The 19,540-nt window shown below is 56.2% G+C and carries 17 protein-coding genes; 6 read left to right on the plus strand and 11 right to left on the minus strand.

The window, feature by feature from the left end; translation table 11 throughout:
* Positions 1 to 22 precede the first annotated feature (22 nt).
* The 4 genes from ACXKZD_RS10335 to ACXKZD_RS10350 form a co-directional block, all read right to left on the minus strand.
* A complete protein-coding gene (locus tag ACXKZD_RS10335) occupies positions 23 to 379 on the minus strand; it encodes a type II toxin-antitoxin system HicB family antitoxin (RefSeq protein WP_033757561.1) in 357 nt (118 codons plus the stop codon).
* Complete coding sequence (locus ACXKZD_RS10340) at positions 372 to 653, minus strand: type II toxin-antitoxin system HicA family toxin (protein WP_129062906.1); 282 nt, start codon at positions 651 to 653, stop codon at positions 372 to 374. The genes ACXKZD_RS10335 and ACXKZD_RS10340 overlap by 8 nt, the downstream gene beginning before the upstream one ends.
* A 150-nt stretch (positions 654 to 803) precedes the next feature.
* The gene (locus ACXKZD_RS10345; protein ID WP_010245324.1) at positions 804 to 1,298 is read right to left on the minus strand and encodes an RrF2 family transcriptional regulator; all 495 of its coding nucleotides are present in this window, start codon (positions 1,296 to 1,298) and stop codon (positions 804 to 806) included.
* Positions 1,299 to 1,505: 207 nt separating this feature from the next.
* A complete protein-coding gene (locus ACXKZD_RS10350; protein ID WP_264366846.1) occupies positions 1,506 to 2,690 on the minus strand; it encodes an MFS transporter in 1,185 nt (394 codons plus the stop codon).
* A 202-nt stretch (positions 2,691 to 2,892) separates the two neighbouring features.
* On the opposite strand from ACXKZD_RS10350, the gene tus reads away from it, so the two are divergent.
* Entirely contained in the window at positions 2,893 to 3,822 is a 930-nt protein-coding gene (gene tus, locus ACXKZD_RS10355; protein WP_033757557.1) for a DNA replication terminus site-binding protein, read from the plus strand.
* 42 nt (positions 3,823 to 3,864) lie between these two features.
* Here tus and fumC read toward each other — a convergent pair whose 3' ends face one another.
* A complete protein-coding gene (fumC, locus tag ACXKZD_RS10360) occupies positions 3,865 to 5,262 on the minus strand; it encodes a class II fumarate hydratase (protein ID WP_010245332.1) in 1,398 nt (465 codons plus the stop codon).
* A gap of 199 nt (positions 5,263 to 5,461) precedes the next feature.
* Here fumC and manA point away from each other — a divergent pair, with 199 nt between their 5' ends.
* Positions 5,462 to 6,637, plus strand: coding sequence for a mannose-6-phosphate isomerase (manA, locus tag ACXKZD_RS10365; protein ID WP_033757555.1), 1,176 nt, complete (start codon positions 5,462 to 5,464; stop codon positions 6,635 to 6,637).
* A 132-nt stretch (positions 6,638 to 6,769) separates the two neighbouring features.
* A complete protein-coding gene (locus ACXKZD_RS10370; RefSeq protein ID WP_010245343.1) occupies positions 6,770 to 8,269 on the plus strand; it encodes a YdgA family protein in 1,500 nt (499 codons plus the stop codon).
* A gap of 42 nt (positions 8,270 to 8,311) precedes the next feature.
* Here the strand turns inward: ACXKZD_RS10370 and malI are convergent, their stop codons facing one another.
* A complete protein-coding gene (gene malI / locus ACXKZD_RS10375) occupies positions 8,312 to 9,337 on the minus strand; it encodes a Mal regulon transcriptional regulator MalI (RefSeq protein ID WP_192033645.1) in 1,026 nt (341 codons plus the stop codon).
* Between the two features lie 174 nt (positions 9,338 to 9,511).
* Between malI and malX the strand changes: the two genes are divergently transcribed.
* The 3 genes from malX to add all read left to right on the plus strand — a co-directional run bounded on the left by malX (position 9,512) and on the right by add (position 13,430).
* The gene (malX, locus tag ACXKZD_RS10380; protein WP_033757554.1) at positions 9,512 to 11,101 is read left to right on the plus strand and encodes a maltose/glucose-specific PTS transporter subunit IIBC; all 1,590 of its coding nucleotides are present in this window, start codon (positions 9,512 to 9,514) and stop codon (positions 11,099 to 11,101) included.
* A gap of 17 nt (positions 11,102 to 11,118) precedes the next feature.
* Positions 11,119 to 12,297, plus strand: coding sequence for a MalY/PatB family protein (locus tag ACXKZD_RS10385; protein WP_192033644.1), 1,179 nt, complete (start codon positions 11,119 to 11,121; stop codon positions 12,295 to 12,297).
* 137 nt (positions 12,298 to 12,434) lie between these two features.
* A complete protein-coding gene (add, locus tag ACXKZD_RS10390; RefSeq protein WP_010245359.1) occupies positions 12,435 to 13,430 on the plus strand; it encodes an adenosine deaminase in 996 nt (331 codons plus the stop codon).
* 82 nt (positions 13,431 to 13,512) lie between these two features.
* Here add and ACXKZD_RS10395 read toward each other — a convergent pair whose 3' ends face one another.
* From ACXKZD_RS10395 to ACXKZD_RS10415, 5 genes are all read right to left on the minus strand, one after another.
* The gene (locus tag ACXKZD_RS10395; protein ID WP_010670085.1) at positions 13,513 to 14,559 is read right to left on the minus strand and encodes an oxidoreductase; all 1,047 of its coding nucleotides are present in this window, start codon (positions 14,557 to 14,559) and stop codon (positions 13,513 to 13,515) included.
* A gap of 102 nt (positions 14,560 to 14,661) precedes the next feature.
* Positions 14,662 to 15,579 carry an arabinose operon transcriptional regulator AraC gene (gene araC, locus ACXKZD_RS10400; RefSeq protein ID WP_003853440.1) on the minus strand — a complete coding sequence of 306 codons (918 nt, stop codon included), beginning with the start codon at positions 15,577 to 15,579 and terminating at the stop codon, positions 14,662 to 14,664.
* Positions 15,580 to 15,655: 76 nt separating this feature from the next.
* The gene (gene araH, locus ACXKZD_RS10405; protein ID WP_010245363.1) at positions 15,656 to 16,639 is read right to left on the minus strand and encodes an L-arabinose ABC transporter permease AraH; all 984 of its coding nucleotides are present in this window, start codon (positions 16,637 to 16,639) and stop codon (positions 15,656 to 15,658) included.
* A 12-nt stretch (positions 16,640 to 16,651) separates the two neighbouring features.
* Positions 16,652 to 18,172: an L-arabinose ABC transporter ATP-binding protein AraG gene (gene araG, locus ACXKZD_RS10410; RefSeq protein WP_010245364.1), complete on the minus strand. Its 1,521-nt coding sequence runs from the start codon at positions 18,170 to 18,172 to the stop codon at positions 16,652 to 16,654.
* 99 nt (positions 18,173 to 18,271) lie between these two features.
* Complete coding sequence (locus ACXKZD_RS10415) at positions 18,272 to 19,255, minus strand: arabinose ABC transporter substrate-binding protein (RefSeq protein ID WP_010245365.1); 984 nt, start codon at positions 19,253 to 19,255, stop codon at positions 18,272 to 18,274.
* Positions 19,256 to 19,540: the final 285 nt, after the last annotated feature.

Here is a 19,540-nt window from a genome sequence, read left to right on the forward strand (position 1 = left end):
TCAGCAGACCCCGTCTTGCAGGCTAGCGCCGCTTCAATCTTTCATTCAGCGTTTCAATGATAAACGCATTCAGCGAGGTTTCATTTTGCGCGGCAGCCTGAGACAGGCGCTCTCCCAGCGATTCAGGATAGCGCAGCGTAAAGGTTTTAATTTTTTCCTGCTCAGCATAGGGATTAATGCCGGAGGCTGCACAATCTTCCAGGTATTCGCGCAACGAAATCTCGCCCTCTTTGTACAGCCCCTGTACGCTGTCAGAGACAAAATCACAGTAGCCTGACAAGCCAGTAAAACGCCCACGGAACATGTTGAGTTCAGGAACATAGGTGATCACAGCGGGTTGACCAGCGACGGTGATTGATGAATTTGAACGATTATTCATAGGGATCGACTCCAATACTTTCCAGCCATTCACGCAGATTAATAACAGCCCCTCTGTCGGTGTCTGGCGAAGGATGCGGCCGGTGAAAACGCGCTATTCTTCCTCTGAGAAGAAATCGCACCCGTGAACCACTGCCTTCTTTAATCTCACCACCCAGAGCCCTGATTAATGACTCAACTGCCTGCCATTTCAGTCCGGACGGCGGCGGCATTTGAAAAACCTGCTCCAACGTTTCACGATGTTTTTTCCGTAACTCCCTGACAACGGTGTTCATCCTGACCTCCGCGACTTCATCCAGTGAAGTCATTTTATTACGATACGGTAAGAGGTCAAGATGGAATTTACGGAGAGAAGGCCTGCGTTGCAGGTTTGGGAAAGAAGTGGCTCAGAAATGGATGTTCAGCAGGCATAAAAAAGCCGCTAATCAGCGGCTCTTTTTGCAGAGATCATCAATCTCTTCGGGTTCAGGTTCCGGCACGGCGGTGCAGTTGCTGGTGTCGCGTTTCTTCAGTTCGTTCAGTGCGTCTGCCACGGTGCGTTTTGCCAGCACATCCAGCGACGCCTGCTCGGCTTCATCGGCTATCGACTTGAAGTACCAGCAGAGGTTGGCACTGACCAGACAGCGCGGCGCGACGTCAGGACGCGCGGCCCAGATTTTTTTGTCTTCGATCACTGAGACATAGATATCCCGCAGAGTAATTTCTGCAGCAGGACGGCCCAGATGAATCGAACCGGTACGGCCCAGCGTGGAGACGATAATGCCGTCACGGGTCAGCGGGACCATTAATTTTCGTATGAAACTGGGATTCGCTTCCAGCCCGTAGGCCAGAATCGCGCTGGTAGAGCGTTTTCCCATTTGCTCCGCCATCGCTACGCTCAGAACCATTTGCAAAGCTGTCGGGAAGCGGTAATCAAGCATTTCTTTATCCTGAGTTGCGGTGCATCTTATTGTTTTATTGCCGCATAAGTGAACAATCAATGAGCAATAAATATAACAAACACTGTTGCTTTTTTGAAGCAAACCGGCGGTGACAAGGCACGTATTCACCAAAGCCTGAGGCCCGATAGCACAAGGTGCTTAGCCTGCTAACGGCCCTCTTCCTGCGGAGCAAGGAGAACCGTTCCGTTATGCCGTGGTGGCCGATGTCGCCGGCAATCGCTGCTTCAGCGCCATAACCAGTACCACGTTAAAGATTGCCAGGGCGCAAAGCAACCACAGCGTCGCCGATGCACCCATCTTTTCAAACACATATCCACCTATCAGCGGCGTCAGTGCCTGCCCCATCAACGCCGGGCGGGCCATTTTACCCACCACAATCGCATAGGACTCTGGTTTGACCATCGCCAGCGGTAAAGTTCCGCGCACGATGGCACGTAAGCCATTTCCTGCGCCATACAACACCATGCTCAGCAACGCCATCTGCGGAAACAGTGCCAGCAACAGCAAGCCCAGTGCCACCAGCCCGACGGAAAAAAAGGTGGTACGGATGGGATGACTGCGTTTAAAGGCGATATCGACGAGTCGGGATCCCACCTGACACGGGCCAAGTACGGCGCTGATCGCCAGCGCCGAGGTCAGCGTATGACCACTCGCCTGCAACAAGGCGATAAGCTGCACGGAAATAGCTGTCATGATCACGGACGCCAGAGTGAAAATGGCACACAGCAGCCAGAACAGCGCAGGCGCAATCTCCGCCGTGCCAGGCTGTGGACTCAGTTTTTTCACAGGCCGCTTAGCATGGCTATCGGGTAAGGCAAACAGATAGGCAGGCAGCACGCAGACGACCATCAGTGCCGCAATTATCAGCGACGCGTTTCGCCAGCCGAATCCGTGGATTAACAACGCCGTTCCCGGCCAGACCAGCGTGGTGCAGAAGCCAGATATCAGGGTGATACCGGTGATCGCTGCACGCGCCTGACCGCCATAGCAGGTGCCGAGCGTGGCAAACAGTGCGTCATAAAGGCCCATCGCCATACCGATGCCAATAATTACCCAGGCAAACAGAAACAGCGGCAGAGAGTGGCTATAAGCCATGATCACCAGCCCTACCGCCATCACCATGCCACTCAGTGCCAGCAACAGGCGGCCACCGGTGCGGGCGATAATCCTGCCTGCCAGCGGTGACAGCAGGCCCGATACCAGAATCCCGGTCGAGAGCGCGCCATAAATCCACTGCTGTGACCAGCCTGTCTCAGCCGCAATCGGATTCGCCATCACCGCCATCAGGTAGAACGACCCGCCCCATGACAGGATCTGCACCCAGCCCAGGGTAATAATGGCGGCGATGCCGGGTTTGTTGTTCTGATTCACAGGCAATCTCCTGGTTAGCAGGCGAACCGTTTTTATAACATGTTCTGTGATAAGCCAAAATGCGTGATGCCCTTTTGACTGGATAGCTATGCAGGCCGCACGATTGTGAGTACAACCCTTTTAGTATGTTGTAACTATATGGCGCTTGCATCCTCGTCAGGCTTCTGCCACATTGTGGACGTTGTAACTATGGAGGCACAACATGACGCGCTACGACTTAGTGGCTGATATGCATCAATGTGTAAATGACCTGGAACTGGCGCTGGGTGAATTGCGTCAGCAGATTGAAGCGCAGCCTCTGCTGATCGCCCGCGTCTTCAGCCTGCCGCCGGTGGTTAAAGGCCGCGAACATGAAGCGATCACCCGGATTGCCGTCGAGCAGCATCTCGGGGAGAGCGCGTTAAAGATGGCGCTTGACCACTACTGCCGCCTGTTTATGCAGCATCAGTCAGAACAGCTGAGCACCAAGGCTGCCGTGCGCTTGCCTGGCGCACTCTGTATCGAATGCGACGCGCAGCAGGAGGCGGAGATCGGCGCACTGGTCGACGTCATCAATCAGCTGAAAGCACGGCTGGAGCAGCTGATTACGGTGGACTCTGGCCTGCCGAGTGAAGCGCGTTTTGAGTTCGTCCACCAGCATTTGCGCGGGCTGATTACCCTGAATGCCTATCGCACTATCACCCTTCTGAGCGCACCGGACAGCCTGCGTTTCGGCTGGGCCAACAAGCACATTATCAAGAATCTCAAGCGCGAAGAGGTGATCGCCCAGCTGGAAAAAAGCCTGAAGTCGGGACGTGCAAAAGCGCCGTGGTCACGTGAACAGTGGGCGGAAAAAGTGCAGGAGGAGCTGGCAAGCGTGCGCGCCCTGCCCGCCTCAGCACGGCTGAAAATCAAGCGCCCGGTGAAAGTCCAGCCGGTTGCCCGCGTCTGGCGCGCGGATGAACAAAAACAGACTCAGCTGGCCTGTCCTTCTCCGATTCTGGTTATCTGTCGCGATCGCAGCCAGGTTCCGGTTCTGGGTGAATTGCTTAATTACGATGCCGATAATATTAACCATCGTTATAAACCTGCTGCAGAACCGCTGAATCTTTTGATCCCCAGACTGCATCTGTGGGTCGATTGTCCGATATAAATAAAAAGGCCAGCTTTCGCTGGCCTCTGACTCACTCAAACCTTACGACTTCATGCTGCCGACCATCTCTTCCGGACGAACCCAGGCATCAAACTCCTCTTCGGTAAGATAACCCAGCTTCAGCGCCGAGCCTTTCAGCGTCAGCCCCTCTTTGTGCGCCTTCTTGGCAATTTCTGCCGCTTTGTCATAGCCAATATGGGTATTCAGCGCCGTCACCAGCATCAGCGATTCGTTAAGCAGTTGATCGATGCGCTCACGCACCGGCTCAATGCCGACCGCGCAGTGATGATTAAAGCTGTCCATGCCATCCGCCAGCAGGCGAATCGATTGCAGGAAGTTATGGATTACCATCGGACGGAACACGTTAAGCTCAAAGTTACCGGATGCGCCGCCCATATTGATCGCCACATCGTTACCCATCACCTGACAGCAGAGCATGGTCATCGCTTCGCACTGGGTCGGGTTAACTTTACCCGGCATGATGGAGCTGCCTGGCTCATTTTCCGGGATGGCGATTTCGCCGATGCCGCAGCGCGGGCCGGAAGAGAGCCAGCGCACGTCGTTCGCGATTTTCATCAGCGAGGCGGCCAGCCCTTTCAGCGCGCCATGTGCATGCACCAGCGCATCACAGGTTGCCAGCGCCTCAAATTTATTTGGCGCAGTGACAAACGGCTGCTGCGTGAGATCGGCCAGCGCCTTCGCCACGCGCACCGCATATTCCGGATGGGTGTTCAGGCCGGTGCCTACTGCGGTGCCGCCCAGCGCCAGTTCCGCCACGTGCGGAATGCTCTGCTCAATATGCTTCAGGTTATGCTCCAGCATCGCCACCCAGCCGGAAATCTCCTGGCCCAGGGTCAGCGGCGTGGCATCCTGCAGGTGAGTACGGCCAATCTTGACGATATCTTTGAAGGCGTCGGACTTCTGGCTCAACGTCTTTTTCAGTACCTGAATCTGAGGGATCAGCTGTTCGCGCAAGGCGATAACGGCGGCAACGTGCATCGCCGTCGGGAAGACATCGTTGGAGCTCTGGCTCTTGTTCACATCATCATTGGGATGAACCAGCCGCGCCATACCACGCTCGCCGCCGAGGATTTCACTGGCGCGGTTCGCCAGCACTTCATTCATGTTCATATTGGTCTGGGTGCCGGAACCGGTCTGCCAGATCGCCAGCGGGAATTCATCCGCATGCTTGTCAGCCAGTACCTCATCGGCCGCGCTGACAATCGCCTCGGCGCGGTCAGCGGGCAGCAGTCCCAGATCGCGGTTAACGCTGGCCGCGGCGCGCTTGGTCAATGCCAGTGCATGCACCAGCGCGGTCGGCATTTTTTCGGTTGAGATGCGGAAGTGTTCCAGTGAGCGCTGTGTCTGCGCGCCCCACAGTTTGTCTGCCGGTACGTCGATGGGGCCCATTGAATCTTTCTCAATGCGATTGGCTGCCATGAATACGTCTCCTTCATCTGGTTTTTAAAAGAATGACCGCCCGGTACGTCATTACGATCGACTGCCGGGCGGTCAGGATAGTAATACACAATAATTTAACATTATCAGAGCTTAGCGTCCTTTTGCGCTGGAGATGTATTTTTACCGGCAGTTTCTGCTTTAATACTGGCAATAATTTCCCGTGATAAAGGGTTATACAATGCAAAAAATGAACAATACGCTGCAAAACTACGCATGGGGCAGCAAAACTGCGTTGACTGAGCTTTACGGAATCGCCAATCCACAGGGGCTGCCGATGGCGGAACTCTGGATGGGCGCACATCCGAAAAGCCCCTCCACCGTGATTGACCAGGGCAGCGAGCGTTCGCTGCGTGACGTGATTGATGCCGCGCCTGCCGCCATGCTGGGCGAAGCGGTAGCACAGCGTTTTGGTGAACTGCCCTTCCTGTTCAAAGTGTTGTCTGCCGATCAGCCGCTGTCGATTCAGGTCCATCCCAGCAAACGCGCGGCCGAAGTGGGCTTTGCCCGTGAGAATGCGGCGGGTATTCCGCTGACAGCTGCTGAGCGTAATTATAAAGATGCCAACCACAAGCCGGAGCTGGTCTACGCGCTGACGCCCTTCCAGGCGATGAATGGCTTTCGCACCCTGACGGAGATGGTCTCACTGCTGGAGCCGGTTGCGGGCGCACATCCACAGATAGCCCATTTTCTGCAGCATCCCGATCAGGATACGCTGGCCGCGCTCTTCTCTACCCTGCTGTCACTGGAGGGTGAGGCGAAATCGCTGGCGCTGGGCATCCTGAAATCCGCGGTTGATGCACAACAGGGTGAGCCGTGGCAGACCATTCGCATGATTGCGGCAGAGTATCCTGACGACAGCGGCCTGTTTTCGCCGCTGCTGCTGAACGTAATCACGCTGCAATCGGGCGAGGCGATGTTCCTTTATGCGGAGACTCCGCACGCTTATCTGAAAGGCGTGGCGCTGGAGGTGATGGCAAACTCCGATAACGTGTTGCGGGCCGGGTTAACCCCGAAATATATCGATATCGCCGAGCTGATGGCGAACCTGAAGTTTGAAGAGAAGCCAGCAAGCACCCTGCTGACCAAGCCAGAGCAACAGGGCAACGCGCTGCGCTTCCCGATTCCGGTGGAGGATTTTGCCTTTGCCATTCATACCCTGAACGCAGAGCCACAGCCGCTGGCGCAGCAGAGCGCCGCACTGCTGTTCTGCATCGAAGGCCAGACGGTGATCGCCAAAGGCGAGCAGCAGGTAACGCTGAAACCAGGTGAATCCTGCTTCATTGCCGCCAGCGAATCCCCCGTAACGGTCGCAGGCACGGGCCGACTGGCGCGGGTATTTAACGACTTAGGGTGAAGCGGCTGACGGAGTGCCTGTTAACTGCTATTATTTCAACCTATTAGCTTTTAAACGCCTGCGGGCGTTTTTCTTCAGTCGCTGGGGTAAACCTGCGGCATAAGCGGACTCAAGGATAAGGACGAATCAGCAATGAAAAAGACCAATGTTGCCGTAGGTGTCATCATCGCACTGGGCGTAGTCTGGACTGGCGCGGCATGGTTCACCGGCAAGCAGATTGAAAGCCACAGGGATGAGCTGGTGCAGAACGCCAATGCCCAGCTGAATGCTTATGCCCCTAACAGCCGACTGAAGATCAGCTATCAGGACTATCAGCGCGGCGTGTTCAGCAGCAAAGTGAATCTGGTGATTCAGGCCAACTCGCAGACGGAAGATAATCCCCTGCTGAAACCAGGCCAGAGCATCATCCTGAACGAAACCATCGATCATGGCCCTTTCCCGTTTGCTCAGCTGAAGCATTTCAATCTGATCCCGAGCATGGCGTCGGTTCATACCGAACTGGCTAACACCGATGCGGTGAAAAAGCTGTTTGAGCTGACCGGCAACAAGTCGCTGATTAACGCCGATACCCGTATCGGCTACAGCGGTGCCACCGATACGGCGCTGCGCGTTCTGCCGGTTGATTATCAGAATGCGCAAAGCGGCGAGCGTCTTGCCACCAATGGGGGCACCTTCAACGTCAGCGCGGATAACAAAGGCGACAAAGTGTCGCTGGACAGTGATGTTGATAGCCTCGCGCTGACCAGTAAAAATGAGATGGGCCAGCCGGTGCTGTTCACCATCAATGGTCTGAAGCTGAGCGGTAACACCCATCTCAGCCCGGAAGGCGTGCGTATTGGCGACCAGTCAGTGGATATTGAGAAGGTCAATGCCAGCATCAATGGTCAGGACGCCCTGACGCTGCACAAAATGAAAGGCACCTCCTCTTTCGATAACAGCGCCGGTAAGATTGGCGGCAATATCGACTACAAGGTTGAAGGCATTCAGCTGCAGAAGCAGGATTTTGGTCAGGCAGCGCTGAAGATGAAACTGTCACAGTTTGATGCGCAGGCGGTAAAAGCCTTCTCCGATCGTTACAACGCGCAGATGCAGGAACTGCTGAGCCAGCCTGGCGTCGCGGAAGATCCTATCCGCTACCAGGCGGGTGTGCATCAGATTCTGATGAGCAACCTGCCGATGCTGCTGAAGGGCTCACCTGCGATCAGTATCGCCCCGCTGAGCTGGAAAAATGATAAAGGTGAAAGCACCTTTAACCTGAACGCTAATTTCAACGATCCCTCTGCGGTGACCGGCGAAGCCCAGACACTCAGCGCCATGGTTGATCGGGTACTGAAGAGCCTGGACAGCAAGCTGGTCATCAATATGCCAATGGCGACCGAAACCATGCATAAAGTGGGACTGGCTGAAGGATATCAGGCCGATGACGCACAGAAGCTGGCAGATCAGCAGGTGAAAGGACTGGCGGCGATGGGTCAGATGTTCCGCCTGACCCAGCAGCAGGATAACAATATCGTCACCAGCCTGCAGTATACCAACGGTCAGGTGAACATGAACGGCGACAAAATGACGCTGGAGCAGTTCCTCTCCCGCTATATGCTGGGTATGCCGACCAGCGAAGGGATGCCGCAGTAATTCTCTACTCTTCCTTTAAAGGCGACCTCCGGGTCGCCTTTTTTATGCCGAGCCGCGAATAACCAGCTGCGGCGGCATAATCACGTTCTGCCGGGCGGCATCCGGTTGCGCTATCCGTTGCAGGATACGCTCAGCTGCCACACGGCCAATCTCCCGGGCTGAACTGGTGACAAACGTCAGCGGCGGATCGGTCAGTTCCGCCTGCGGTTCATCGCCAAAGCCCATCAGAGCCAGCTGCTGATCGTAATAGCTGTCGACTGCACCCCGGGCGAATGTTCGCCCGGTGCGCAACAGCCCAAAATAGCATCCCAGCGCGGTAGTGGCGTTATAGGCCAGCACGGCAGTCAGCCGCGGATGGTGCTGAAACAGCTGTACCGCTGCTTCAGCCGCCTCTTTTTGCGTGTTACCGCATTCAATAATCCACTCCGGCCGGAACGGCAGCCCATATTGCAGCAGGGTGGCGCAGTAGCCGCCAAGACGTTCTGCCCGGGTCAGTGATGCGCTATGGCCGCCCAGCCAGGCAATGCGCTGATGCCCCTGACGAATCAGGTATTCTGTGGCCAGACGCGCAGCCTGAGCATTATCGGGGCGGATAGCGTCTACCTCCTCCAGGCTACTGGCGCGCGCGGCACAGACTAAGGCCATATTCACCTCTCTGGCCCGCGTCACGATCTGGCTGGCCTTATCGGCACCGCCTCCCAGCACTACGCCATCCACTCCCTGAGCGACCAGTGACTCAAAGCAGCGATGCAGATGCTGTCCCTGGGCACCGCTCTGCGTCAGGAACAGCAATTTGCCCTGCATCTCCAGCGCTTCACTCAGACCTGCCGTCATTTCGGCATAAAATGGCTGGCTGAGATCGCGGACGATCAAGCCAATCACGCCACTCTCACCCCCGCGCAGCATGGTTGCCGAACGGTTACGCACGAAACCGAGTTGCTCAATGGCCTCGTTCACGCGCGCCATGGTGGCCGCAGAGATCCGTCCTTTGCCGGATAACACCAGCGATACCGTGGTCACCGACACGCCCGCCGCCGCCGCAACATCATTGATGGTGATTTTACTCATCAGATTACTCAACTGAATTACAGCATTAGAAAACAAGGTAAAACGTTACACCTTATGACGTCAGAATTATATCGTCCATGACCTGAAGAGTGTGATTCAGCGCGCATAAGATCCAGGTAAAACGTTTTATCATCCCGCCACTTCACTCAGTGGTCCGTTTATCCAGGAGCGTTCATGTCACCCTCTCACCAAAAAATGTCCGTCTGGGAATTTTTCCAGAGTCTGGGGAAAACCTTTATGCTGCCGGTTGCCCTGCTTTCCTTCTGCGGCATCATGCTCGGGATTGGCAGTTCGCTGAGCAGTCGTGATGTCCTGACCCTGTTACCTGTGCTGGATCAGCCCTGGCTGCAATATCTGTTTCTCTGGATGGCCAAACTGGGATCGTTCGCCTTTAGCTATCTGCCGGTGATGTTCGCCATTGCGATTCCGCTGGGTATGGCGCGCGAGAACAAGGGCGTGGCAGCGTTTGCCGGCTTTGTGGGGTATGCCGTGCTAAACCTCAGCATCAACTTCTGGCTCAATATCCACGGCATTCTGCCAACCACCGATGCCGCCCTGCTGAAAGCTAACAACGTTCAGCCGATCCTGGGGATCCCGTCGATCGATACTGGCATTCTGGGCGCGGTCATTGTGGGTATTGTGGTGTTCTGGCTGCATGAGCGCTTCCATAACATCCGACTGCCCGATGCGCTGGCTTTCTTTGGCGGCACCCGGTTTGTGCCGATCATCACCACGCTGGTGATTGGTTTACTGGGACTGGTCGTCCCGCTAATCTGGCCTTTTTTCGCACGGGGCATCACCGGATTAGGCTGGATGATTAACAGCGCGGGTGATTTCGGCCCGATGATCTTTGGTACCGGCGAACGTCTGCTGCTGCCGTTTGGCCTGCAGCATATTCTGGTCGCTATCATGCGCTTTACCGATGCAGGCGGCACACTGGATGTGTGTGGCAAGAGCGTGAGCGGTGCCTTAACCATTTTCCAGGCGCAGCTCGCCTGCCCGGAAACCCACGGTTTTGCTGAAAGCGCGACCCGCTTCCTGTCACAGGGTAAAATGCCTGCCTTCCTCGGTGGTCTGCCAGGTGCCGCACTGGCCATCTATCACTGCGCCCGCCCGGAGAATCGCCATAAGATCAAAGGCCTGTTGATCTCCGGTGTGGTGGCCTGCGTGGTCGGCGGCACCACCGAACCCATCGAATTCCTGTTTCTGTTTGTCGCCCCGTTCCTCTATCTGATCCACGCCCTGCTGACCGGCGTTGGCTTCAGCATCATGGCGATACTGGGCGTCACTATCGGCAATACAGACGGCAATATCATCGACTTTGTAGTGTTTGGTGTGCTGCACGGGCTGTCGACTAAATGGTACTGGGTGCCCGTTGTTGCAGCGATATGGTTTGTTGGTTACTACCTGATTTTCCGTTTCGCCATTCTGCACTTCAATATCAAAACACCGGGCCGCGAAGTGGAAAGTGCCAGTGCGGTTGCGCAGCAGGTCAGCAATGCCGGTAAAGGTAAATCTGGCTATAACTCACCGGCTATTCTGGCGGCACTTGGCGGCGTTGAGAATATTACCTCGCTGGATAATTGTCTGACGCGTCTGCGTCTGACCCTGGCGGATATGAGTAAAGTGGATGATGCGGCGCTGAAAGCCAACGGCGCGATAGGTGTGGTCCATCTTAATCAGACCAGCCTGCAGGTGGTTATTGGTCCACAGGTGCAGTCGGTGAAAGATGAACTGTCACACCTGATGAATGTCCCTGCCTGATGTGCCGGAGCCGATTAATGTTTAACTTTGACGAAGTCATCGATCGCCGCGGCAGCTGGTCGACCCAGTGGGATTTCGTGGCTGACCGCTTTGGCGTCCCCAATTTGCTGCCGTTTACTATTTCGGATATGGACTTCAGAACTGCGCCAGCGGTTCAGCAGGCGCTGGCGCAGCGCGTAGCACACGGCGTGTTGGGTTACAGTCGCTGGCAGCATGATGATTTTCTTTCCGCCTGCTGCCACTGGATGTCCAGCCGTTTCGGCTACCAGCCCGATGCTGACAGCCTGGTTTATGGCCCCTCGGTGATCTATATGGTGGCGCAGATGCTGCGCCGCTGGAGCAACCCGGATGATGAAGTGGTGCTCCACACTCCCGCCTACGATGCTTTTTATAAAACGGTACGCGGCAATCAGCGACAGGTACTGGAGATGCCGCTGCAGCGGGATAACGGTAGCTGGCGATGTGATATGGCCGCGCTGGAGACGCGGCTGGCGCGCCCGCGCTGCAAAATCCTGTTGCTCTGCAGCCCGCACAATCCCACCGGTAAAGTGTGGACAGCAGCTGAGCTGCAACAGATGGCGGCGCTCTGCGAGCGTCACGGCGTGCGGGTGATCAGCGATGAAATTCATATGGATATGATAGTGGGTAATCAGCCCCATACTCCGTGGGCCAGCGTGGCGCGCAGTGACTGGGCGCTGTTTACCTCGGCGTCGAAAAGCTTCAACGTGCCGGGACTGACCGGTGCGTGGGGAATCATCCCGGATGCGGCAGACAGAGCCGCCTGGTTTCAGGCGCTGAAAAATGCTGACGGACTTTCTTCTCCGGCCGTGCTGGCCGTCACGGCACACGTTGCCGCCTACCGACAAGGCGCACCCTGGCTGGATGCCCTGCGCAGCTATCTTTATGGTAATTTCATACTGGTTGCCAATCGGCTTAACGCTGAGTTTCCCGCACTGAACTGGCACATTCCCGAGGCGACCTATCTCGCCTGGCTCGATATCAATCCGCTGGGCATTCCAGAAGAGGCCCTGCAACAGGCGCTGATCCAGCAACGGGTCGCAATTATGCCCGGATCGACCTACGGTGATGCAGGCAAAGGGTTTTTGCGTCTTAACGTTGGCTGTCCGCGCAGCAAAGTTGATGAGGGCGTTTCACGCCTGATTGCGGCGATCCATCAGTTGCAGGGCTGTCATTAACCGGCGAGGCAACCATTGCTCGCCGGTTATGCGTAATTAAGCAGCATCCGGCGCAGCTGTTGCGCAAATAGCTGGCGCTGTTGCGCAAGATATTTTTATAATGCTCTGCACTTCACCGACAACTGAGCGAGTGCGCCATGATCGATTCTAAAATTCCTCTGACTGATATTCACCGCCACCTTGATGGCAACATCCGTGCACAAACCATTCTCGATTTAGGTCGCCAGTTTAACCTCGCCCTGCCTGCTTCCACGCTGGAGACGCTGCGTCCGCATGTGCAGGTCGGCCAGAATGAGCCGGACCTGGTGAGTTTCCTGCAGAAGCTCGACTGGGGTGTGAAAGTGCTGGGTGATCTGGATGCCTGCCGCCGGATCGCGCAGGAGAATGTCGAAGATGCCGCCCGCGCGGGCATTCACTATGCTGAACTGCGTTTTTCCCCTGGTTATATGGCGATGACCCACAACCTGCCGATTGCCGGTGTGGTTGAAGCGGTAATTGAGGGCGTGCGCGCAGGCCGTCAGCAGCACGATATCGACGTGCGTCTGATCGGTATCATGAGTCGTACCTTTGGCGAAGATGCCTGCCTCAGCGAACTGGAAGGTTTGCTTGCCCATCGTGATCACATCACCGCGGTCGATCTGGCGGGTGATGAGCTGGGCTTCCCGGGCAGCGAGTTCCTGAGCCACTTTACCCAGGCGCGCGATGCCGGTTTCCGCGTGACCGTCCATGCGGGCGAGGCGGCCGGACCCGAGAGCATCTGGCAGGCGATTCGGGAGCTGGGTGCAGAACGTATCGGTCACGGCGTGAAAGCGATTGAAGATCGCGCGCTGATGGATTTCCTGGCGGAGCACCGTATTGGTATTGAATCCTGCCTGACCTCCAATATCCAGACCAGCACCGTGCCATCACTGGCGCAGCATCCGCTGAAGACCTTCCTGGAGCATGGCATTCTGGCGACGATTAACACGGATGATCCGGCGGTTCAGGGCATTGAACTGGCGCATGAGTATCATCACGCCGCTCCGGCTGCCGGTCTGAGCGCGGCGCAGATCCGTCAGGCGCAGGAAAATGGTCTGACGATTGCGTTCCTTAGCGAAGCAGAGAAAGCGGCTCTTCGCGCCCGGGTGCAGTAATCCTGAAGCGTAGCGACAAAAAACGGGCCGGATATCCGGCCCGTTTCGCTTTTTTACTTATTGCGTTTTAAGCACCGACCGATTAAACGCGCTTCAGCGACATCGTCTGGCGTTTCTCGGCAGATTGCAGACCTAACTCGATCAGCTCCATCACATGAATCGCCTCTTCCGCTGTCACCGGATTGTTACCACGTCCGGCAATCGCATCGCGGATGCCTGCATAGTAAGCGGGATAGTTGCCTGGCTGGGTCAGCTGGGTCGTTTCGGTCAGGGAATCTCCGTCAACCAGCGTCAGAGTGCCATCACGCATGTCATAGCCCCAGTCTTCCTGCGGCGGGAAGTCACCTGACTTCAGGCGATCTTCCTGCGGATCAAGACCATATTTGACGTAACTGCCGCGCGTGCCGTGGACGGTATAACGGGCAGATTCTGCCGCGACCAGCATGCTGGCGTGCAGCACGACACGGCGCTGCGGATAAGTCAGCGTCGCGTGGAAGTAGTCGGTAGTCTGCGCGCCCGGACGCATCTCGGCCAGATCAACCGTGATAGCGACCGGCGGGCCAAACAGCTGCAGCGCCTGGTCCAGCAGATGCGGCCCCAGGTCATACCAGATTCCGCTGCCTGCGCCTTTCATTTCACGCCAGCGATTACGCACTTCCAGACGGAAGCGGTCAAAGTGCGATTCGAAGTAGCGCACTTCACCCAGCGTACCGGCCTCAATCAGCGATTTCAGCGTCAGGAAGTCACTGTCCCAGCGGCGGTTGTGGAACACCGACAGCAGCAGCCCTTTGGCTTTCGCCAGCGCATCCAGTTCACGTGCTTGTGACAACGTCACGGTGAACGGCTTATCGACTACCACATGTTTACCGGCGTTCAGCGCTGCTTTTGCCAGCGGGAAGTGCGTGTCGTTGGGGGTAGGAATAACGATCAGTTGCAGCGTCGGGTCGTCCAGCAGCGCCTGAGGGTCGGCCACTACCTTAACGGCGGGCCAGTCGGCGTGGACTTTGCTGGCGTCGCTACTGGAAATGGCTGCCAGTTCAACGTCCGGCGTCCCCGCAATCAGCGGGGCGTGAAACGTTTTACTGGCAAAACCGTAGCCGATCAGACCAACACGTAATTTATCGCTCATTTGGATTCCTCTCAGAGCCTGATTGACCAGACTCTTAGTTGATAACCTGATTGATTTAAGACTATTAACCAAATGACGACAAGCCGGAATTCCCCGAAAAAACTAAGAGATAGCACTTCGCGCCAGCGGCCAGGCGGTCTGAGCGGCCAGGCTGTCGTGCGCATCCTGATTACGGCGGCGGAAGTCGCTGGGACTGACGCCGACCCGCTTGCGGAACACCCGCGAGAAGTAGAGCTGATCGTCATAGCCCACTTCACGTCCTACCGAGGCGATCGGTTCCTGGGTGGTCTGCAGCAGCAGTTTCGCGCGGATTACACGCTGATCTTCACGCCAGCGCAGCAGGTTCACACCCATCTGCTCGCGGAACAGGTGCGCCAGCCGCGACGGCGACAGACAGACGTGGCGCGCCACCTCTTCAATCTTAACCTCGCTGGCGAGATGGTTGGTGACGTACTGGCAGGCTTCAATCACGCGCGGATCGCGAATTAACTGATGGCTGCGTGGATCTTCTTCAACGGCGCGCAGCAGCAGCCGTTCCAGCAGGTTCATCGCCAGCTCTTCTGCAAAGCGACGGCCCGAATTGTGGGTCTGTTCGATACTGGCAAACAGGCGATCAAATTCGCCACGCAGCGATTCAGGCAGCAGCAGTCGTCCCACGCCCTCCTGCTCATCCTGCCAGCGCAGCCAGTCGTGCCAGTAGGCGCGCGGACGGAAATAGACCCAGCGGTGAAACCACTGCGGGCTGTCCGGCGCGCGACCATAATAGTGAGCCGTTTTCGGCTGAAACAGCAGCATTTCGCCAGGTTCGCAGTCAAATGCCCGCTCGCCGTCAAATACCCGCCCTTTACCTTTAATAGTGAGATTCAGAATGTAACCTTTCATGCCGTGCGGGCGATCGATAAAGAAATCGAGCGGGCCATCTGCGGTGATGGGCGTCAGCCCCGCCACCAGCCAGGCATTGAATGAATAGCCCGGCAACAAGGGGTTTTGCTGCTCGGCCGGTAATTCACGGTGATACATAGCGTCCTCACTCAGTCTGTTATTGTTCGGATAGCCCGCAGAGGCTTCTGCCTCTGCGGACCAACGGCTCGCTCAATCAGGCTTTTTTCTGTTTGTAACGGTCAAAAATCACCGCAGCTAACAGTATCAGACCGCGTACCACATACTGTGAGAATGGCGAGATATTCAATAAATTCATCGCATTCTCTACCGTTCCGAGGATCAGCACCCCTGCCACCACATAGGAGATTTTACCGATGCCACCCTTCAGCGAAACGCCACCCAGCACGCAGGCAGAAATCACCACCAGCTCATAGCCGATGGAGGTCATTGGCTGGCCGCTGGTCATACGTGACGCCAGGATGATGCCCGCCGCCGCTGAAACCAGACCGGAGAGGATAAAGATGATGATGCGGGTGCGCACCACCGGCACACCGGCCAGTCGCGCCGCCTCTTCATTGCCGCCAATTGCCAGGGTGTTACGGCCAAAGGTGGTTTTGTTGAGCAGGAAGCCGAAGATCAGCATGGTGGCCAGAGTCAGCCAGATGGGTGCGGGCACGCCAAGCCAGTTAGCAAAGCCCAGTTCAAAGAAGCGCTCATCTTCGATACCGACCGCTTTACCGTCAGAGAAGATATAGGCCAGGCCGCGGACAATCTGCATGGTCGCCAGCGTGGTGATCAGCGCATTGATCTTGAGTCGGGCAATGACAAAGCCGTTGATAAAGCCGGTGATCATACCGAGAACCAGGCCGGCACCCACACCAATCCACAGGCTTTCGGTCATGTTAATCACCACGGCGGTAACCACACCCGCACAGGCGATGACGGAAGCGACCGACAGGTCAAAATCACCGGAAGCCAGACAGAACAGCATGCCGCAGGCGACCATGCCGGACATCGACATCGCCAGCCCTAAGCCTTTCATATTGATAAACGAGCCGAAGTTCGGCACAAAAATCGCACAGACAATAAACAGCAGTGCAAATACCACCAGCATGCCGAAGTTGTCCCAGATGCGACCTAACTGCAGGCCGCCGCGTGAAGCGGGCTGCGGCGTATTTGAGGTCGTGGATGAAGCCATGATGATCTCCTGTCAGGCCACGGCGGCCGCTTGAGTGGTTTTGGGCATCGCCAGGCTCAGCGTCTGCTGTTCCGTGGCGTCGTCGTGTAGCAGTTCACCGGCAATGGCACCTTCGCGCATCACCACGATGCGATCGGCCAGGCCCATCACTTCCGGTAAATCGCTGGAGGCGAACAGCACCGCAATGCCCCGGTTCGCCAGCTGATAAATCAGGTTATAGATTTCATGCTTGGCACCGACATCGATACCGCGCGTTGGCTCATCCAGCAGGATCACTTTCATATCCTCTGACAGCCAGCGTCCCAGAATCGCCTTCTGCTGGTTGCCGCCGGAAAGGTTCATGATCAGCTGATCGGCGCTGGGCGTTTTGATGTTCAGCGAGCGGATATGGCTGTCGGCATTTTTATTTTCCCAGCCGTTTTTAATCAGGCAGCCCGCAGTAAGGTTATGACGACGGGCGCTGATGTTGATGTTGTCGCGCACCGAATGCACCGGAATAATGCCCTCGGCTTTGCGATCTTCCGGGCAGAGCATGATGCCCGCACGGATGGCATCGATCGGCTCCCGCAGCGGCAGCGGTTTGCCGTCCAGAATCACCTGACCGCCGCGCAGACGCGTGCCGCCAAACAGCCCTTTCAGCAGTTCACTGCGACCGGCACCGACCAGGCCAAACAGGCCGACGATTTCACCGGCATGGACTTTCAGCGAAATCGGCGTCCGCACGCCCTTCGCTTCGACCTTGTCCAGCTCCAGCCGCACCGCGCCTTTGGCACGCGGTGAATAGCCATAGATATCACCGAGGTTTCGTCCCACCATCGCCTGCACCAGATCGTCGTGATGGGTGTTGGCCATATCGGTAAACGTCCGCACGTAGCGGCCATCTTTAAAGACGGTGATGGCATCGCTGAGGGCGAAGATCTCCTCCATGCGGTGTGAAACGTAGAGCACCACCCGGCCCTCCTCACGGAGCTGACGGATGACGCGGAACAGGTTGTCGATTTCACGCGCTGAAAGTGAGCTGGTTGGCTCATCAAAGGCGATAATACGCGCGTTACGCGCCAGCGCTTTGGCAATCTCCACCATCTGCCACTGCCCCAGCGACAGATATTTCAGCGGCATATCGGGATCGATATCCATGCCGAGATTTTTCAGTTGCAGGCCCGCCTCAAAACGCATCAGCTTACGGTTGACCAGCCCATGTTTGTGCGGGATCTGACCGAGATAGATGTTCTCTGCCACGCTCATTTCCGGCACCAGATGCAGTTCCTGGTAAATAATGGCGACGCCCGCGTCCAGCGCATCGGTGGTGCGCTGAAAGCTCATCGGCTGGCCTTTAATACGAATCTCACCGCCGCTCGGCTGATAACTGCCGCTGAGTATTTTTAACAGCGTCGATTTGCCTGCGCCGTTCTCGCCCATCAGAGCATGGACTTCACCGCCACGGCAGTCGAAGGAGATATCCTGCAACGCTTTGACGCCAGGGAAGGTTTTACTGATGCCATGAAACGACAGAAATGCTGAATCAGTGTTCATGTTTTTCCTCACTCTTTCGCGCCACCGGCCGGTTATGGCGGGCGGCGCGAAATTGGCTATTAAGGATGCCAGGCGACAAACTGCCTGGCAGGCTCAGGGTTACATCAGTCCTTTTTTCGCCAGTTCAGTTTTGAAGTTGTCACGGGTGATCAGCACCACATCGGTAACTTCGGTGAATTTCGGTGGCTCTTCACCTTTGCTGACCCAGTTGTAGAGCATCTGGCTGCTTTTGTAGCCGTGGATATCCGGGCTTGGCAGCAGCGATCCGTAGAAGCCGGTTGCCTTCTCTTTCGACAGTTCACTGATGGCATCCACGCCGTTGATGCCGATACCGATGACGTCAGCGGCTTTAAAGCCCTGACCTTCGGTCGCACGCACGCCGCCCAGCACGGTGTTGTCGTTCATGCCGACAATCAGCCAGTGTTTGACTTCAGGATGCTGAACCAGCAGAGAGTTACCGGCGTCAAACGCGCCAGGGATGTCGTTAGATTTGGTGGGGACCTGGTAGATCTGCGCTGCCGGGAAGCCAGCGGCTTTGATGGCGTCCATGGAGCCGCCGGTACGACGACGAGCAGTGTCGAGTTCGTTAGCGGTAATCGCCATCACGCCGGTGGTTTTCACATCCCAGCCGCGTTTCTGCATCTCTTTATAGAGTTCCTGACCCTGACGCTCACCAATTTTGGTCGCAGCCATCATCACCAGCGGCACGGTATCCATTGGTTTGCCTTTGGCGGTGACGAACTGGTCATCGACCGCGATGACTTTCAGACCGTAGCCACGCGCTTTTGCCATGATGGCAGAGCCGAGTTTCGGATCGGGCGTACAGATAACAAAACCTTTCGCGCCGTTAGCCGCCAGGCTGTCGATGGCATTCAGGGTTTTTTCACCATCCGGCACGGCAATTTTAATGACATCAAAGCCAAGATCTTTGCCCGCTTTGTCGGCGAATTTCCATTCAGTCTGGAACCAGGGTTCTTCTGGTTGCTTGACTAAGAATCCCAGCTTCATGGTCTCGGCGATAGCGGATTGTGACATAACCGCTGCCAGGCCGATGGCCGCGAACGCTTTAGTGAATTTATGCATGATGCTCTCCGGTACCAGGTTATTTTTCGCTGCTAATAACGAATCGGTGTAAACGCTACCAGTTTGTTTTGTTTTGTGGGTACAGCCATAAATCAGTGCGTTAGGCTGGCATGTGCTGACAGACTGTCCAGACGCTGGGCTAGTTTTAGCGGTATTAGCGAAGAAAAATGTAGAGCGGTATCACATCTTAAAATCACGACAAAATGATCCATATATTCAGCAAATTTAACCGGACCTTAACTTTTGCAATGGATCACAAAATCACTGCCGATGACAGAAAAGTGC

Source organism: Pantoea sp. ABR1s, from assembly GCF_057812235.1.

What these genes read in the sequence shown, in the direction of transcription:
- ACXKZD_RS10335 (WP_033757561.1), bottom strand. Translation starts at nt 379, where the DNA reads ATGAATAATCGTTCAAATTCATCAATCACCGTCGCTGGTCAACCCGCT.
- ACXKZD_RS10340 (WP_129062906.1), bottom strand. Translation starts at nt 653, where the DNA reads ATGAACACCGTTGTCAGGGAGTTACGGAAAAAACATCGTGAAACGTTG.
- ACXKZD_RS10345 (WP_010245324.1), bottom strand. Translation starts at nt 1,298, where the DNA reads ATGCTTGATTACCGCTTCCCGACAGCTTTGCAAATGGTTCTGAGCGTA.
- tus (WP_033757557.1), top strand. Translation starts at nt 2,893, where the DNA reads ATGACGCGCTACGACTTAGTGGCTGATATGCATCAATGTGTAAATGAC.
- fumC (WP_010245332.1), bottom strand. Translation starts at nt 5,262, where the DNA reads ATGGCAGCCAATCGCATTGAGAAAGATTCAATGGGCCCCATCGACGTA.
- manA (WP_033757555.1), top strand. Translation starts at nt 5,462, where the DNA reads ATGCAAAAAATGAACAATACGCTGCAAAACTACGCATGGGGCAGCAAA.
- ACXKZD_RS10370 (WP_010245343.1), top strand. Translation starts at nt 6,770, where the DNA reads ATGAAAAAGACCAATGTTGCCGTAGGTGTCATCATCGCACTGGGCGTA.
- malI (WP_192033645.1), bottom strand. Translation starts at nt 9,337, where the DNA reads ATGAGTAAAATCACCATCAATGATGTTGCGGCGGCGGCGGGCGTGTCG.
- malX (WP_033757554.1), top strand. Translation starts at nt 9,512, where the DNA reads ATGTCACCCTCTCACCAAAAAATGTCCGTCTGGGAATTTTTCCAGAGT.
- ACXKZD_RS10385 (WP_192033644.1), top strand. Translation starts at nt 11,119, where the DNA reads ATGTTTAACTTTGACGAAGTCATCGATCGCCGCGGCAGCTGGTCGACC.
- add (WP_010245359.1), top strand. Translation starts at nt 12,435, where the DNA reads ATGATCGATTCTAAAATTCCTCTGACTGATATTCACCGCCACCTTGAT.
- ACXKZD_RS10395 (WP_010670085.1), bottom strand. Translation starts at nt 14,559, where the DNA reads ATGAGCGATAAATTACGTGTTGGTCTGATCGGCTACGGTTTTGCCAGT.
- araC (WP_003853440.1), bottom strand. Translation starts at nt 15,579, where the DNA reads ATGTATCACCGTGAATTACCGGCCGAGCAGCAAAACCCCTTGTTGCCG.
- araH (WP_010245363.1), bottom strand. Translation starts at nt 16,639, where the DNA reads ATGGCTTCATCCACGACCTCAAATACGCCGCAGCCCGCTTCACGCGGC.
- araG (WP_010245364.1), bottom strand. Translation starts at nt 18,172, where the DNA reads ATGAACACTGATTCAGCATTTCTGTCGTTTCATGGCATCAGTAAAACC.
- ACXKZD_RS10415 (WP_010245365.1), bottom strand. Translation starts at nt 19,255, where the DNA reads ATGCATAAATTCACTAAAGCGTTCGCGGCCATCGGCCTGGCAGCGGTT.